Source organism: Streptomyces sp. KL109B, assembly GCF_030766935.1.
In the GTDB taxonomy this organism is placed as follows: domain Bacteria; phylum Actinomycetota; class Actinomycetes; order Streptomycetales; family Streptomycetaceae; genus Streptomyces.
In genome coordinates this window covers 263029-279200 of sequence record NZ_JASERL010000009.1, presented here as the reverse complement: position 1 = coordinate 279200, position 16172 = coordinate 263029, and the positions used below count along the sequence as shown (strand labels likewise).

General features: G+C 72.3%; 9 protein-coding genes. 7 read left to right on the top strand and 2 right to left on the bottom strand.

Annotated elements, in window-relative coordinates:
- The first annotated feature begins 11 nt into the window (after positions 1-11).
- Entirely contained in the window at positions 12-3662 is a 3651-nt protein-coding gene (gene uca / locus RBJ65_RS28775) for an urea carboxylase (RefSeq protein ID WP_306317043.1), read from the top strand.
- Entirely contained in the window at positions 3659-5410 is a 1752-nt protein-coding gene (gene atzF, locus RBJ65_RS28770; protein ID WP_306317044.1) for an allophanate hydrolase, read from the top strand. The genes uca and atzF overlap by 4 nt, the downstream gene beginning before the upstream one ends.
- Positions 5411-5507: 97 nt before the next feature.
- On the opposite strand, the gene RBJ65_RS28765 is transcribed toward atzF, so the two are convergent.
- The gene (locus RBJ65_RS28765) at positions 5508-7586 is read right to left on the bottom strand and encodes a beta-galactosidase (RefSeq protein ID WP_306317045.1); all 2079 of its coding nucleotides are present in this window, start codon (positions 7584-7586) and stop codon (positions 5508-5510) included.
- 269 nt (positions 7587-7855) lie between these two features.
- Between RBJ65_RS28765 and RBJ65_RS28760 the strand changes: the two genes are divergently transcribed.
- The 5 genes from RBJ65_RS28760 to RBJ65_RS28740 are packed head-to-tail and all read left to right on the top strand — an operon-like array spanning position 7856 to position 14847.
- The gene (locus RBJ65_RS28760; protein WP_306317046.1) at positions 7856-9181 is read left to right on the top strand and encodes an extracellular solute-binding protein; all 1326 of its coding nucleotides are present in this window, start codon (positions 7856-7858) and stop codon (positions 9179-9181) included.
- Complete coding sequence (locus RBJ65_RS28755; protein WP_306317047.1) at positions 9178-10194, top strand: carbohydrate ABC transporter permease; 1017 nt, start codon at positions 9178-9180, stop codon at positions 10192-10194. Before RBJ65_RS28760 ends, RBJ65_RS28755 begins: the two co-directional genes overlap by 4 nt.
- Positions 10194-11126, top strand: coding sequence for a carbohydrate ABC transporter permease (locus RBJ65_RS28750; RefSeq protein ID WP_306317048.1), 933 nt, complete (start codon positions 10194-10196; stop codon positions 11124-11126). The genes RBJ65_RS28755 and RBJ65_RS28750 overlap by 1 nt, the downstream gene beginning before the upstream one ends.
- A gap of 55 nt (positions 11127-11181) precedes the next feature.
- Positions 11182-12969 carry a sulfatase gene (locus RBJ65_RS28745; RefSeq protein WP_306317049.1) on the top strand — a complete coding sequence of 596 codons (1788 nt, stop codon included), beginning with the start codon at positions 11182-11184 and terminating at the stop codon, positions 12967-12969.
- Positions 12970-13017: 48 nt separating this feature from the next.
- A complete protein-coding gene (locus RBJ65_RS28740; protein ID WP_306317050.1) occupies positions 13018-14847 on the top strand; it encodes a glycoside hydrolase family 3 protein in 1830 nt (609 codons plus the stop codon).
- A gap of 28 nt (positions 14848-14875) precedes the next feature.
- On the opposite strand, the gene RBJ65_RS28735 is transcribed toward RBJ65_RS28740, so the two are convergent.
- On the bottom strand, positions 14876-16108 hold the full coding sequence (locus tag RBJ65_RS28735) for a cytochrome P450 (protein ID WP_306317051.1): 1233 nt from the start codon (positions 16106-16108) through the stop codon (positions 14876-14878).
- Between the last annotated feature and the right edge of the window lie 64 nt (positions 16109-16172).

Genomic DNA, 16172 nt, shown 5'->3' with positions numbered 1-16172 from the left:
GGCTGAGCACCATGACGTTCGACACCCTGCTGGTCGCCAACCGCGGCGAGATCGCGGCGCGCGTCATCCGCACCGCCCGCCGGCTCGGCCTGCGCACCGTCGCGGTCTACTCCGACCCGGACCGCGGCGCCGCACACGTCCGGCTCGCCGACGAAGCCGTCCGGCTCGGCCCGGCGCCCGCCAAGGAGTCCTACCTCGACGCCGACCTGATCCTCGCGGCCGCCAAGGAGACCGGCGCCGGAGCCGTCCACCCCGGCTACGGATTCCTGTCCGAGGACGCCGACTTCGCGCGCCGCTGCGCCGACGCCGGGCTCGTCTTCGTCGGCCCCACCCCGGACCAACTGGAGCTGTTCGGCGCCAAGCACACCGCGCGCGCCGCCGCGCGAAAGGCCGGCGTGCCCCTCGCCCCCGGCACCGGGCTGCTGCCCGACGTGGCCGCCGCGCTCACCGCGGCCGAGGAGATCGGCTACCCGGTGATGCTCAAGGCCACCGGCGGCGGTGGCGGCATCGGCATGCGGGCATGTCGCGACGCCGCCGAGCTCGCCGACGCGTGGGAGCGGGTGCAGCGGGTGGCCGCGGCCTCCTTCTCCTCCGCGGGTGTCTTCCTGGAGCGGTTGGTGGAGCGGGCCCGCCACGTCGAGGTGCAGGTCTTCGGCGACGGCGCGGGCTCGGTCGTCACCTTCGGCGACCGCGACTGCTCGCTGCAACGCCGCAACCAGAAGGTCGTCGAGGAGGCCCCCGCACCGGGCCTGCCGGACCGTGTCCGCCGCCAACTCGCCACATCCGCCCGGGACTTGTGTGCCTCCGTCGACTACCGCTCCGCCGGTACCGTGGAGTTCGTGTACGACGCCGCCCGCGAGGAGGCGTACTTCCTGGAGGTCAACACCCGGCTCCAGGTGGAACACCCCGTCACCGAGGAGATCTACGGCGTCGACCTCGTCGAGTGGATGCTGCGCCTCGCCCAGGGCGACACCGCCGTCGTCACCGAGCCACCGGCCCCCAGGGGCCACGCCGTCGAGGCACGTGTCTACGCCGAGGATCCCTCACGCGACCACCGCCCGAGCGCGGGCCTGCTGACCCGCGTCGACTTCCCCGACGGCGTCCGCGTGGACACGTGGGTGGAGACCGGGACCGAGGTCACCACCTCGTACGATCCGATGCTCGCGAAGGTCGTCGCGTACGGCGAGGATCGCGCGCGGGCGCTCGACCGGCTGGAGTCGGCGCTCGCCGCGACCCGCGTCGACGGCATCGAGACCAACCTCGGCCTGGTGCGCGCCGCGCTCCGCGACGAGGACGTGCGCGCCGCGGCCCACTCCACCGCCTCGCTCGCCGCGATCGGCGATCCCACGCCCCGTATCGAGGTCCTCGCGCCCGGCACCCTCACCACCGTGCAGGACTGGCCTGGCCGCAGCGGTCACTGGCAGGTCGGGGTGCCACCGTGCGGGCCGATGGACGACCTGTCCTTCCGGCTCGGCAACACGGCGCTCGGCAACGACGAGGGCGCGCCCGGCCTTGAGTGCACGCTCCAGGGGCCGTCCCTGACGTTCACCCACCCGACGACGGTGTGTGTCACCGGGGCGCCCGCGCGCGTGACCGTCGACGAGGTCGCCGTACCGCAATGGGAGCCGGTCACCGTCGGCGCCGGGCAGACCCTCGCCGTCGCGGCGCCCGACGAACGGGGCCTGCGTACCTACGTGTTGTTCGCGGGCGGCCTGGACGTGCCGCGGTTCCTGGGCAGCGCGGCCACGTTCACGCTGGGCCGGTTCGGCGGGCACGGCGGGCGCGCCCTGCGCACGGGTGACGTCCTGCGTGCGGCCATCGGCGGCGAGCGGCGCACCCGCCCGGACAGGGCCTCCGCCGTGCGGGACGTCTCCCCCGACGTCTCCCCCGACGTCTCCCCCGACGTCTCCCCCGATCCGCGTCCCGTCTTCGGCCGCGAGTGGCACGTCGGCGTGGTCGAAGGCCCGAACGCCGCCCCCGAGTTCTTCACCGAGGACGACATCCGCGAGTTCTACGCCGCGGACTGGAAGGTGCACTTCAACTCGGCGCGCACCGGCGTCCGCCTGGTCGGCCCCAAGCCGCGCTGGGCGCGCACGGACGGCGGCGAGGCAGGCCTGCATCCCTCCAACATCCACGACACGCCGTACTCCGTCGGCGCCGTCGACTACACCGGCGACATGCCCGTCCTGCTCGGCCCCGACGGCCCGTCCCTCGGCGGCTTCGTCTGCCCGGCCACCGTCGTCACCGGGCAGCGCTGGAAGCTCGGCCAGTTCCGTCCCGGCGACACGGTCCGCTTCGTACCGGTGACGGCACGGACTGCCGCCGAGCTGCGGCGCACTCCGGCCGCGCCCCCGCTCGCCGACCGCGCGGCCGTCGTCGACGGCGGCATCCTCGCCCACCGGGAGGAGACGGCGGACCGGCCCTCGGTCACGTACCGGCGCAGCGGCGACGACAACCTGCTCATCGAGTACGGGCCGATGCGGCTCGACCTGGCGCTGCGCATGCGCGTCCACGCCCTCGCCCAGGCCCTGGCCGCAAGGGAGTTGGGCGGTGTCATCGACCTGACCCCGGGCATCCGCTCGCTCCAGGTCCAGACGGACCCCGACGCGCTGCCGCAGTCCGCACTCCTCGACCTCGTGCTCCAGGTGGAGGACGAACTCCCGGCCACCGGCGAGCTGACGGTGCCCAGCCGGACCGTGCACCTGCCGCTGTCCTGGGACGACCCCGCGACCCGCGAGGCCATCGCCCGCTACATGGCGGGCGTGCGCGACGACGCCCCTTGGTGCCCGTGGAACATCGAGTTCATCCGCCGTGTCAACGGCCTGGAGAGCGTCGAGGACGTGTACCGCACCGTCTTCGACGCCGAGTACCTGGTCCTCGGCCTGGGCGATGTGTACCTGGGCGCGCCCGTCGCCACCCCGCTCGACCCGCGGCACCGCCTCGTCACCACCAAGTACAACCCGGCCCGCACCTGGACCGCGGAGAACTCGGTCGGCATAGGCGGCGCGTACCTGTGCGTCTACGGCATGGAGGGCCCCGGCGGCTACCAGTTCGTCGGCCGCACCACACAGGTCTGGTCGCCGTGGCGGCAACGCGGCGCCTTCGAACCGGGCAAGCCCTGGCTGCTGCGCTTCTTCGACAGGATCAAGTGGTACCCGGTCGAGGCCGACGAACTCCTGGAGCTGCGCGCGGACATCGCCTCCGGCCGTTTCGTGCCGAGGACCGAGGACGGCACCTTCTCGCTCGCCGACCACGAGAGGTTCCTCGCCGAGAACGCCGAGTCGATCGCCGCGTTCCGGGCCAGGCAGGGTGCCGCGTTCGGCGCGGAGCGCGAAGCCTGGGAGGCGGCGGGCGAGTTCACGCGCGCCGAGGCGGCCGCCGAGGTCGCCGCGCCGCCCGCCGAGATCGCGGTTCCCGAGGGCGGCCACCTGGTCGAGGCCGAGTTCACCGCGTGTGTCTGGCAGGTGAGCGTCGAGACCGGCGACCGTGTGTCGGCCGGCCAGCAACTCCTCTCGCTGGAGGCGATGAAGATGGAGTCCCGGGTGGCGGCGCCCGCCGACGGCATCGTGGCGGAGGTCCTGACGAAACCGGGCAGCCAGGTGGAGCCGGGAGCCGCGCTGATCGTCCTCGCTCCCCTCGATTCTCCGGGGGTGGCGGCATGATCACGGCAACGGAGCGGGTGCGGGCCGCGTACGCGCGCATCGCGCAAGTGGACCGGCCCGAGGTGTGGATCGGCCTGCGCCCGCGGTCCGAGGTCGCGGCGGACGCTTCCGCCGTCGACGCGCGGCTCGCCGCCGGAGAACAACTCCCCCTCGCCGGGACGGTGTTCGCGGTCAAGGGCAACATCGACGTGGCCGGACTCCCGACCACCGCGGGCTGCCCCTCGTACGCGTACGAGCCCGAGGCCGACGCCCCGGTGGTGGCCCGCCTGAAGGCGGCGGGCGCCGTGGTCCTCGGCACGACGAACCTCGACCAGTTCGCGACCGGCCTCGTCGGCACCCGCAGCCCGTACGGCGCGGTCCGGGGCGCCGTCGACCCGGAGTACGTGGCGGGCGGCTCCTCGTCGGGATCGGCGGTCTCGGTCGCCCTCGGCATCGCCGACTTCGCGCTCGGCACGGACACCGCGGGCTCGGGCCGGGTCCCGGCGGCCTTCAACGGCATCGTCGGCCTCAAACCGACCATCGGCCTCGTCCCGACCGAGGGCGTCGTCCCCGCCTGCGCCTCGCTCGACTGCGTCACGGTCTTCGCCCGTACGCTCCCCGAGGCCGAACGCGCGCTGTCCTTCATGACGACGCCGCCGACGCGGGCCCTCCCGCCGGTGGCGCGGCGGAGCCCGGGGCCGTGGCGGGTCGCGGTCCCCGCGCCGGAGCAGCTCGGCGACCTGGACGAGGGCTGGGCCGAGGCGTTCGCCGCCGCCGCGCGACGGCTCTCGGACGCGGGCGCCGAACTCCTGCCCGTCGACCTGACACCGTTCACCGAGGCGGCGGCGATGCTGTACGAGGGCGCGTTCGTCGCCGAACGGTACGCGGCCGTCGGCGCCTTCGTCGACGCGCACGCGGACCACGACTTGGAACCGGGACCGAAACCGGAGTCGAAGGACCTCGATCCGACCGTCGCCGGGATCATCTCCGCGGCCAAGCACATCCCGGCCCACCAGCTCTACGCCGACCAGAGAAGGCTGGCCGCGCTGCGCACCCGGGCCCTCGCCACCCTCGGCCCCGCGGACGCGCTGCTCCTGCCCACGACGCCGGGTCACCCGACGATCGCCGAGGTCGCGGCCGACCCCCTGGGAGCCAACGCCCGGCTCGGCCGGTTCACCAACTCGACGAACCTGTTCGACCTGGCGGCGGTCGCCGTCCCTGCGGGCGAGGTGAACGGGTTGCCGTTCGGCGTCATGCTGATCGGCGCGCCCTTCACGGACGAGCGCCTCGCCCGCATCGCGACCCTGCTCACCGCGCCACCCCTCCAGTTGGCAGTCGTCGGCGCACACCTGTCCGGCCAGCCGCTGAACGGCCAACTGCTCGCCCTCGGCGGCCGCTTGCTGGGCCCGACCACGACCGCACCCGCCTACCGCCTCTACGCGCTCGACACGACGCCCGCCAAGCCGGGCCTGGTCCGGGCAGGCCCGGCCGAAGACAAAGACAAAGGCGAAGGCGAAGGCGAAGGCGGCGGCTCGATCGAGGCGGAACTGTGGCAACTGCCCGCCGAAGGACTGGGCGCACTCCTCGCCGCCCTGCCCCGCCCGATGACGCTGGGAACCGTGGAACTCGCCGACGGACGCCTCGTGACCGGCTTCCTGTGCGAACCCGAGGCCCTCACGGGCGCCCAGGAGATCACGTCGTACGGCGGCTGGCGTGCGTACGTCCGTGCCGCCGCGGACAGGTCGTTCGCGAGGCGGACCACGGTCTGACCAAGATGCCGCCTCCCCAGGACGCGACCCACCTGCGCGCCTTCCTGGGCCGTCGGCCGGCACCGCCCCTTTCGGTGCGGGCCACCTGAGGTGACGTTCAGTACGCGGTCTCGACGCGTACGGGCTTCGTGTTCTCCCGCACCACCGCCACACCACGCGGCGGCACCCGCACCGGCTCGGCCGTCAGGTCGGTGTCGCGCGTCAACTCCCGTTCGCCTCCCGTGAGGTGAAGCGCGGACGTGCCGTGGTTCAGGACGAACAGGTACGTGTGGTCGCGGCCGCGACGGCGGACCGCTTCCACGCCGTCCGGGAGGCCGGCGACGGTGGGTGTGACACCGGACCGGGAGCAGATGTCGTCGAGGAAGCGGCGCAGGGTGTCGTCGGGCAGGTGGGTCGAGACGTACCACGCGTGTCCGGCGCCGACCGGGTGGCGGGTCACGGCGGGGAGGCCGTCGAGAGGGCCGTCGGCGTAGCTCAACTCCGCTTCGGCGCCACGCAGTTCGATGTGTTCGCTCCAGTGGGTGGTCGGCGTGCCGTCGGAGAGGCGGACGTGTTCGCCGGTGGCCAGGGGGTGGAGTTCGGTGGTGCGGATGCCGAGGAGGTCGCGCAGGGCGCCCGGGTAGCCGCCCCGCACGACGTGCAGGCGTTCGTCCGTCATGCCGGTGAAGTAGCCGATCACGACCGTGCCGCCAGCGGCGGTGAACTGCTGCCAGCGCTCGGCGAGTTCGGCGGAGACCGGCATCATCGACGGGACGAGGAGGACCCGGTAGCCGCTCAGGTCGGCGTCCGCGGGGACGAAGTCGGCGGGGATACCGGAGCGCCAGAGCGCGGCGTGGGTGCGCCGCACCGCTTCGGGGAAACCGAGGCGGTCCGACGGCAGCCCGTCGTTCTCCAGGGCCCACCATCCGTCGGCCTCCCACAGGATCGCCACGTCGGCGTCGACGACGGGTCCTTCGGTGGGTGGCTCGGCGGCCTCGGCCAACCGGCGCAGTGTGGCGCCGAGTTCGACGACGGACTCGAACCGGGCCGTGTCCGGGCCGGTGTGCGGCACCATCCCGCCGTGCCACGTCTCGGACCCGGCGGCGGAGGCGCGCCACTGGAAGAAGAGCGCGCCCTGCGATCCCCGGGCGAGGTAGGAGAGCGTGTTGCGCAGCACCCGGTCCGGCGCCTTGTGGGCGTGCCGGTCGCCGAGCGCGATCTGGGTGGTGCCCTGCTCCATGAGCAGCCAGGGGTGTCCGCCCGCCCAGGAGCGGGCCAGGTCTCCGGCGTACGCGACGTGGGTCTCGCCCGACGGCCCGGTGGTGTCGAGGTAGTGGTCGATGGAGACGGCGTCGAGGTGCGGCCGCCAGGACCAGTGGTCGAGGTGGTTCCAGGACGGCAGCATGAAGTTGGTGGTGGCCGCGGCGGTCGAGCCGGCGGCGCGGATCTCGGCGACCTGCTCGGCGTACGCGTCACGGAACTCGTCGGCGGTGCACCGGCGGAAGTCGAGCGCGTGCGTCGGGTTGTGCATGTACTGGGTCTGGCGGGGCGGCAGGATCTCGGCCCAGTCGCCGTAGCGCTGTGACCAGAACGCCGTGCCCCAGCACCGGTTGAGCTCCTCCAACGTCCCGTACCGCCGCTTCAGCCAGCGTCGGAAGGCGGCCGCCGCGTGGTCGGAGTGGTCGAGGCTCCCGTACTCGTTGTGGATGTGCCAGCCGCGCAGCGCGGGGTGGGTGCCGTAGCGCTCCGCGAGCGCGCGGGCGATGCGGCGGCAGGCATCCCGGTAGGCGGGGGCGCTGATGGCGTAGGTGTCGCGGCTGCCGTGGGTGTGCCGGCTGCCGTCCGGCTGGACCGGGAGCGCGTCCGGGTGCGCCAGGGTGAACCACGGTGGCGGGGAGGCGGTCGGCGTGGCGAGGACGACGCCGATGCCCGCCGCGTGGAGCCGCTCGAACACCTCGTCCAGCCAGCCGAACTCGTAGTGCCCTTCGGCCGGTTCGAGCCACGACCAGGCGAACACCCCGACGGTGGCGGTGTCGACGCCGGCCCGGAGCATCAGCTCCACATCCTCGGCCCGGGTCGCCGCGTCCCACTGCTCGGGGTTGTAGTCACCGCCGAACAGGAAGTGGTCCCGGGGCGTGAGGCCGGATCCGACCGGTGTCGCGGGCGTCGAGAGTGTCGAGGGTGTCGACGGTGTCATGGAAGCTCTCCTCGGTGCCGTGCGGGGGCAGTTCGACGGCTGACTGGCGCTGACGGGCGGGCGACTGTCGAAGCGGTTCGCAAATCGTAGGAAGCGCTTCCGATTTCGACAAGGACTGCGACAACACCCCTTCAACTGGGGGACCAGTTCACGAAATCCGTCGCGTACGAGGCATTGCCAGGGCCCCGGACCCCGTGATTACAGTCACGAACAAGACATCGATCGAAGCGCTTCGACATTCCGAATCGACGACGACGGATGGACCACGCATGACGACCTCGCTCCCACGGCGTACGTTTCTCGGCCTCGCCGCGGCCGGCGCCGGCGCCTTGGCCACCGCGGGCTGCGGGGCCGGTGGTGGCACGCCGGGTGGGAAGGTGACACTGCGGTACTGGACCTGGGCCACCAACGCCGCCCAGATGGCCGAGGCATGGAACAGGACACACCCTCGTATCCAGGTGAACGTGGTGCAGGCCGCGGGCCCCGACGACATGCTGCCCAAACTGCTCGCCGCGGTCCGGGCGGGCCAGGGCCCCGACATCGCGCAGGCCGAGTACCACAAGCTGCCGAACCTCGTGGTCAGCGGCATCGCGAAGGACATCAGCGACTACGCCGACATGTTCGCCGACCGCTACTCGGACGCGGTGCGCGAGCTTGTCACCATGGACGGTGTCACCTACGCGGTCCCGCAGGACGTCGCGCCGATGCTGTTCATGTACCGCAGGGACCTGTTCGCCAAGTATCGCCTGGACGTGCCGGAGACCTGGGAGGACTACGCCCGCCTCGCCCGCCGGGTGCCCGAGGTCGCCCCGGACTCGGTGCTCGGCGGCCTCCCGCTGGACGCCTCGATGGCCGCCGCCTACGCGCAGCCGCTGGGCGCGCGGTGGTGGAGCACGGACGGCGAGTCGTGGCACGTCGGGATCGACGGCTCAGGCACCCGAAGGATCGCCGCGTTCTGGGACGAGTTGACCGGCCACGGGCTCACCGACGAATCGGCGATGTGGACGCCCGAGTGGGGCACCAAGATGAACTCCGGCCGACTGCTGAGCTGGACCGTCGGCGCCTGGGGCCCCGGCTCGGCCGTCTCCGTGGCGCCGAAGACCGCGGGCCGCTGGGCGGTCGCTCCGATGCCGACGTGGGCCGGGGAGAAGAGCACCGGGCTGATGGGCGGCAGTTCGGCGATGCTGACGAAGGACGTACGGCATCCCGAGGCGGCCGTGGAGTTCCTGACCTGGCTCAACGCCACGGCCGCCGGCACCCGGACCTTGGCCGCGAACGGCGGCCTCTTCCCCGCGTCGGACCCCGGTCTGGAGCAGGTCGCGGGCCGCCCCGCCCCCGAACTCGTCAAGGGCCAGCGCGACTTCTGGGACGTCGCGGTGACGGCCGCACAGCGCGCGGCACCGGTCACCTGGGGGCCGAACGTCCAGGTCGGCTTCGACACCTGGGAGGACGAGGTGAAGAAGGTGACGGGCTCCGGAGCCTCGTTCCGCGAGGTGACGGCGGCGACACAGCGTGCCGTCGTCGCCGACCTCGAACGCACCGGCTTCACGGTCACCGACCGCCCGCACACCTCCCGCCACCGGAGCGCCACATGAACCCCGCCAACGAACCGGACACCATCACCCCACCGGAACCCACCACCACCGAACCCGCGACACCCACCACCGCACCCGCGACACCTATCCGCCCGAAACCCCGCCGCACGCACTCCGGCGGCGGCCGCTCCACGCTGCCACCCTGGGCCTTCCTCGCCCCCGCCCTTCTCCTGTTCCTCGTCTTCATCGCGATCCCCGTCGGGTACGCGGTCTACCTGAGCCTGATGCGGCAGCGCTCCAGTGGCGGTGCGTACGGGGTCAAGCGGCCGGAGTTCGCGGGGCTGGAGAACTACGGCGCCGCGCTCACCGACCCGGAGCTGGTCGACTCGCTGCTCCGGCTCGCCCGCTTCGCGGCGATCTCCGTGCCGCTGACCCTCGGGCTCGCCCTGCTCTTCGCGCTCCTGCTCGACCTGCCGCGCGCACGGGCGAAGCGGTTCACCCGGACCGCGATCTTCCTGCCGTACGCGGTGCCGGGCGTGATCGGCTCGCTGCTCTGGGGCTTCCTCTACCTCCCCTCCACCAGCCCGGTGAACCGGCTCCTTGACCAACTAGGGCTCCCCGCGGCCGACTTCCTGAACGGCGGGAGCATCTACGGCTCGCTCGGCAACATCGCCATCTGGGGCGGCGTCGGCTTCAACATGGTCGTCCTCTACACCTCGCTGCGCTCGATCCCCGCCGAGGTGACGGAGGCCGCGGCCATCGACGGGGCGTCCCAGTGGCAGATCGCCTGGCGCATCAAGGTCCCGCTGCTCGCGCCCGCGCTCGTACTCACCCTCCTGTTCTCCGTGATCGCCACGCTGCAGACCTACTCCGAGCCGATGACCCTGCTCAGCATGTCCCCGTCGATCTCCTCGTCCTTCTTCCCGATGATGAAGATCTACCAGGACGGCTTCGGCACCGACGACCTGTCGGGCTCGGCCGCCATGTCCGTGGTCCTCGCGGCGGGCACGGTGATTGTCTCCCTGGGGCTGCTGCGCATGCTGCAGCGGCGGACCATATCCGAGGACGCCTGATGACAACGACAACTCTGCCCGGAGCCCACAAGACCCCCGTCCCCCCGAACGGCCCACGCCACCACGGGAGTTCGGCGACGAGCGCGGCCGGACGGCGACGGCGCGAGCGCGTGGCACTGCTCCCCACCGCCGCCCTGATCCTCGGCGCCCTCTACACACTGGCGCCGATCTTCTGGGTGCTCACCTCCGCCACGAAATCGCCGGCAGACCTCTTCTCCACCGTGCCGTTCGTGCCCGGCTCCGATTTCCTCGGCAACGTAGCGGACCTGTCCCGCTACGAGGGCGGCCGCTTCTGGCTGTGGGCGGCGAACAGCCTGCTCTACGCGGGCGGCGGCGCGGCCCTGTCCACCGCGGTCTCGGCGGCCGCCGGATACGCGCTGGCCCGCTTCCGGTTCCGAGGCCGCGGCACGGTCTTCACCGTCCTCCTCGGCGCGGTCATGATCCCGCAGGTGGCGCTGGCGATGCCGCAGTACTTCCTGGTTTCGGGGCTCGGCCTGACCAACACGTACTGGGCCGTGCTGCTGCCCAGCGTCATCAGCCCGTTCGGGATCTACCTCGCCTGCATCTACGCGCAGGGCTCGGTGCCGCTGAGCACGCTTGAGGCCGCCCGCATGGACGGCGCGGGCGAGTTCCGCACCTTCCGCTCCGTCGCGGCGCCAATGATGCTGCCCGGCCTCGTCACCGTCTTCATGCTCCAGTTCGTCGGCATCTGGAACAACTTCCTGCTGCCGTTCATCATGCTCAGCGACGAGCACAAGTTCCCGCTCACACTGGGCCTCTATCTGATGCTCAACCGGGGTTCGTCGGCGCCGGCCCTCTACACCCTCGCCATCACCGGCGCCCTGCTCGCGATCGTCCCGCTGGTCGCCCTGATGATGTTCCTCCAGCGGTACTGGCGGGTGGACCTGCTCAGCGGCGGCGTCAAGGGCTGACCGCGAGAGACGGGAAGAGTCAGGAAGGGACGAGAAGAGACGGGAGCCGGCCGCCATGCCACGCGCCATCATCCTCATGTTCGACAGCCTCAACCGGCACCTGCTGCCGCCGTACGCACCGTCGTCCGACGTCCAGGCCCCCAACTTCCAGCGCCTGGCGGCGAGATCGACGACGTACGACAATTTCCGCGCCGGATCGCTGCCCTGCATGCCGGCCCGCCGCGAACTGCACACCGGCAGGCACAACTTCCTGCACCGCAGCTGGGGTCCGCTGGAGCCGTTCGACGACTCGATGCCGGAACTCCTCAAGCGGTCGGGGGTCCACACCCACCTGGCCAGCGACCACCCGCACTACTGGGAGGACGGCGGCGCGACCTACCACACCCGCTTCTCCACCTGGGAGTTCTTTCGCGGCCAGGAGAACGACCCCTGGAAGGGTGTGGTGAACCCACCTACCGATACCCAACTACGCGGCCGCGCCGCCCAGTTCCCGCAGAACCTGGTGAACCGGGGCTACCAGCCCACCGAGGAGACCCACTCCCAGACCCGCACCGTCGACGCGGGCCTGCACTTCCTCGACACCAACGCGGAAGCCGACGACTGGCTGCTGCAGCTCGAACTCTTCGACCCGCACGAGCCGTTCTTCGCTCCCCCGCACTACCGCAAGCTCTACCCGGACGGCTACGACGGCCCCGAGTTCGACTGGCCGCCCTACGCCAAGACCGGCGAGACGGCGGCAGAGATCGCCCACGCGCGCAGCGCGTACGCGGCGCTGGTGACGATGTGCGACCGCTCCCTGGGCCGCGTACTGGACTTCATGGACGCCCACGACATGTGGTCGGACACCCTGCTCGTCGTCAACACCGACCACGGCTTCCTGCTCGGCGAGCACGGCTGGTGGGCCAAGTGTGTCCAGCCCTGGTACGAGGAGCTGGTCCACCTCCCCATGTTCCTGCACGACCCGTCCGACCCCCGGCCGGGCACCCGCTCGGACACGCTGGCCCGCACGATCGACCTCGCGCCCACCGTGCTCGCCCACTTCGCCCTCACTCCGCCCGCCGACATGCAGGGCCGGGACCTCGCGGCCGTCGCGCGCGGCGAGACACCACCCGCCGATGGCGCCCTCTTCGGCATCCACGGCGGCCATGTCAATGTCACCGACGGCCGTTACGTGTACCTGCGGGCGGCAGCCCACCCCTCCAACACACCCTTGGAGGAGTACACGCTGATGCCCACCCACATGACATCCCGGTTCTCGGTCGCGGAACTCTCCGGCTGGCGGCAGGCCGAACCCTTCTCCTTCACCAAGGGCCTGCCGACGATGCGTGTCAACGCGGCGTCCGGCTGGGTGAGTTCATGGACACACGGCACCCTCCTCTTCGACGTCGAGGCGGACCCGGAGCAGCGAAACCCGCTCCATGACGACGCCTTGGAGCTGCGCATGGCGTCCCTGCTGTGCCGCCTGATGCGGGAGAACGACGCGCCCCGCAGCCAGTTCGAGCGCCTCGGCCTCCCCTACGACACCGAGCCGACCGCCGCACACCTCCTCGTACGCGCGCAGGCGGAGCGCGCCGCCGCGACCGCCGAGCCACTGCCGGAACTCCACCTGCTCCCGGCCGCCACCCTGCTCGCCCGCCCCCTCACCGACCTCCTGTCCGAGCCCGTGCTCCGCGCCGTCGTGGAACGCCACGCCCCCGAACTCACCCGCACCGAGGGCCTGGTCGTCCCCCGGTCCGCGAGCCTCTTCGACCTGGCCGGCAGCGGCGGGATCCCGTCGGCGACGCTGCGCGCGCTCGCGGACGACCTGGCGGCGCAGGCGCCCCCGATGGACGCCGCCCAGTAACTCCCAGCCGAACCACCCACCCGAACCACACACCCGAGGAGCCACCCCATGCCGCGCCCCGCCGCCGCCGACGCCGCCGCCGACCTGCCGTACCAGGATCCGACGCTCCCCATCGAGCGGCGGGTCGACGACCTCGTCGCCCGGCTGTCGCCTCAGGACAAGGCGGGCCAGCTGTTCCACCCCATGGGCACGCTCCAGGACGTCGACACCCCGAACACCGAGTTCGGCCTGCCCGCACTGCGCCCGACCATCGAGGAGCGGCGCATCACCCACTTCGGCCTGCTCGGCACGAAGCCGACCCCGCGCGAGTTCGCGGAATGGCACAACGAGGTCCAACGCATCGCCCTGGCACGCCCGTTGGGCATCCCCGTCACCTTCTCCACCGACACCCGGCATCCGCTGTCGGCCGACCCGCGCAACGCGCTCACCGGCGACCCCGAGAGCGAGTCACCCGCCGGTTTCTTCTCGCAGTGGCCGGAGACACTCGGCCTGGCCGCCATCGGTTCGGACGAGGTGACCGAGAGGTTCGCCGACGTCGTCCGCCAGGAGTACCGCGCGGTCGGCCTGCACGTCGCGCTGCACCCCCAGGTCGACCTGGCGACCGAGCCGCGCTGGGCCCGCGTCTTCACCACGTTCGGCGAGGACGTGGACCTGGTGTCGCGCATGGCGGCGGCGTACGTCCGCGGCCTGGACGGCGCGCACCCCGACGGCGAGTCGGTCGCCGCGATGGTCAAGCACTTCCCCGGCGGCGGCCCGCAGAAGGACGGCGAGGACCCGCACTTCCCGTACGGACGCGAACAGGTCTATCCGGGCGGCCGGTTCGAGCTGCACCTCAAGCCGTTCATCGCCGCGCTGGAGGCGGGCGCGACGCAGATGATGCCCTACTACGGCATGCCCGTCGGCACCGAGTACGAGGAGGTCGGCTTCGGCTTCAACCGCTCCGTGATCACGGGCGTGCTGCGCGAACGCCTCGGCTTCGAGGGCATCGTCTGCACCGACTGGAGCCTGATCAGCGACGGTACGGCGCTCGGCGACGAGGTGTCGGCGCGGGCGTGGGGAGCGGAGCACCTGACGCCGAGGCAGCGTCTGCTGAAGGCCCTGGACGCGGGCGTCGACCAGTTCGGCGGCGAGTACCGCACCGACCTCGTCCTCGACCTCCTGCGCACGGGCGAGGTGTCGATGGACCGCATCGACCGCTCGGTCCGCCGCATCCTCACCGAGAAGTTCCGCCTCGGCCTCTTCGACGACCCCTATGTGGACCCGGAGCGGGCCGAACGCGTCGCGGGCCGCGCCGAGTTCCGCGCCGCCGCCCTCGACGCGCAACGCCGCTCCCTGACCCTCCTCACCAACCGCACGGGCCCCGCCACCGACACCCCGTGCCTCCCCCTCCGACCCGGCCTCCGGATCTACGCGGAGGGCATCGCCCCCACCGCGCTCTCGGAGTACGCCGAGGTGGCGGCGGAGCCCGAGGGGGCCGACGTGGCGGTGCTCCGGGTCCGGGCGCCGTTCGAGGCCAGGGACGGACTCGCGGCCGGCTTCCACGCCGGTTCACTGGACTTCGCCGAACAGGACCGGGACCGGATCCTGACCCTGGCCAAGCGGCTCCCGACCGTCCTCGTGGTCTACCTCGACCGCCCGGCGGTCCTCGGCGCCCTGGCCGACGAACCCGCCGCGGTCCTCGCCGACTTCGGCTCCTGCGACGAGGCCCTGCTCTCGGTCCTCTTCGGCCGCGCCGCACCGCAGGGCCGCCTCCCGTTCGACCTGCCGAGCTCGATGCGGGCGGTGACGGAGAGCCGCACCGACGTCCCCTTCGACACGGCGGACCCACAGTTCCGGCACGGGCACGGATTGCGGTACGAGTCCTGCCCCTCCCTCTGATCCCGGTCCCGGGCGCTCGCCCGCCGCGTCACCACGCGACGGGCACCTCGCTCAGTCCACCGACGAGCAGACCCTCGGTCCTGCGCAGTTCGGCGACGGGAACGGCGAAGCGCAGCGTCGGCACACGGTCGAGCAACACCTCCAGGACCACCTGGAGTTCGGTGCGGGCAAGGGCCTGGCCGAGACACGAGTGCGGCCCCACGCCGAAGGTCAGGTGGGGATTCGGGGCGCGGGTGAGGTCCATCTCGTCGGCGCCGCCGAAGGCACGCTCGTCGCGGTTGGCGGCCGGCATGCTGCACACGACCGTGCTGCCCGCGGGCACGAGCTCCCCGTCGATCTCCACGTCCTCACCGAGGTAACGGCGGAGCCCGAAGCCGAGGTTGCTGTCGAACCGCAGGGACTCCTCGACGGCGGTGCGCACCAGGGAGCGGTCCGCCAGCAGCCGCTCCCAGCGGCTCCGGTCGTCGAGCAGCATCGAGACCATCTTGCCGATCATGTTGGCGGTGGTCTCGTGTCCCGCGACCAGCAACCCCATTCCGGTGGCAACGAGTTCGTCATCGCTCAGCCCGCCACCGTCCTCGCTCTGCGTGATGAGCACGCTGAGGAGGTCGTCGGCCGGTTCGGCGCGCTTGGCCGCGATGTGCGCGGACATGTAGGCGACGAACTCCTCGTGGGCCGCGCGGATTTCGTCGGCGCCGTAGCGGGTGACGCTGAGGAAGCTGTCGGACCAGCCGGAGAACCGGTCCCGGTCCCGTGCCGGAACCCCGAGCAGCTCGCAGATGACGTAGACGGGGAACGGGAACCCGAGGCCGGACCGCAGGTCGGCGGGGGCTGCGTCGGCGAGCATGGCGTCCACGAGGTCCTCGGCGAGCCGGGTCATGCCGGGGCGCAGGGCGGTCATCCGCTTGGCGGTGAAGTACCGGCCCACCTGCCGCCGCCAGCGCTGGTGCGGCTCGCCGCGGTCGGGTACCGCGATGGCGGAACTGCCGGTCGCCGCCGCCCCGCCGGCCCCCTCGGGCGCCATGCGGGCGGCGTTGTCCGCCGCGGAGGGACGGACGAAGCGGGGGTCGGAGAGCAGGCCCCGTACGTCGTCGTACCGGGTCAGATAGACGGCGGTGTCACCGCTGGGCAGCGTGGCGTGCGCGACGGGGCACCGCTCGCGCAACTCCTCCCATACGGCGGGCGGTTGGAGCGGGGTGTCCCCGGCCAGCGGCAGACGGACGGGCGGTTGGGCGTAGGGGCGTTCGGCCTGGTCGGTCATGGTGCGTCTCCTCGTGGGGGTGGAGGCGGCGGGTGTTCACGGTGACGTAGGGACCGGCGGTGCG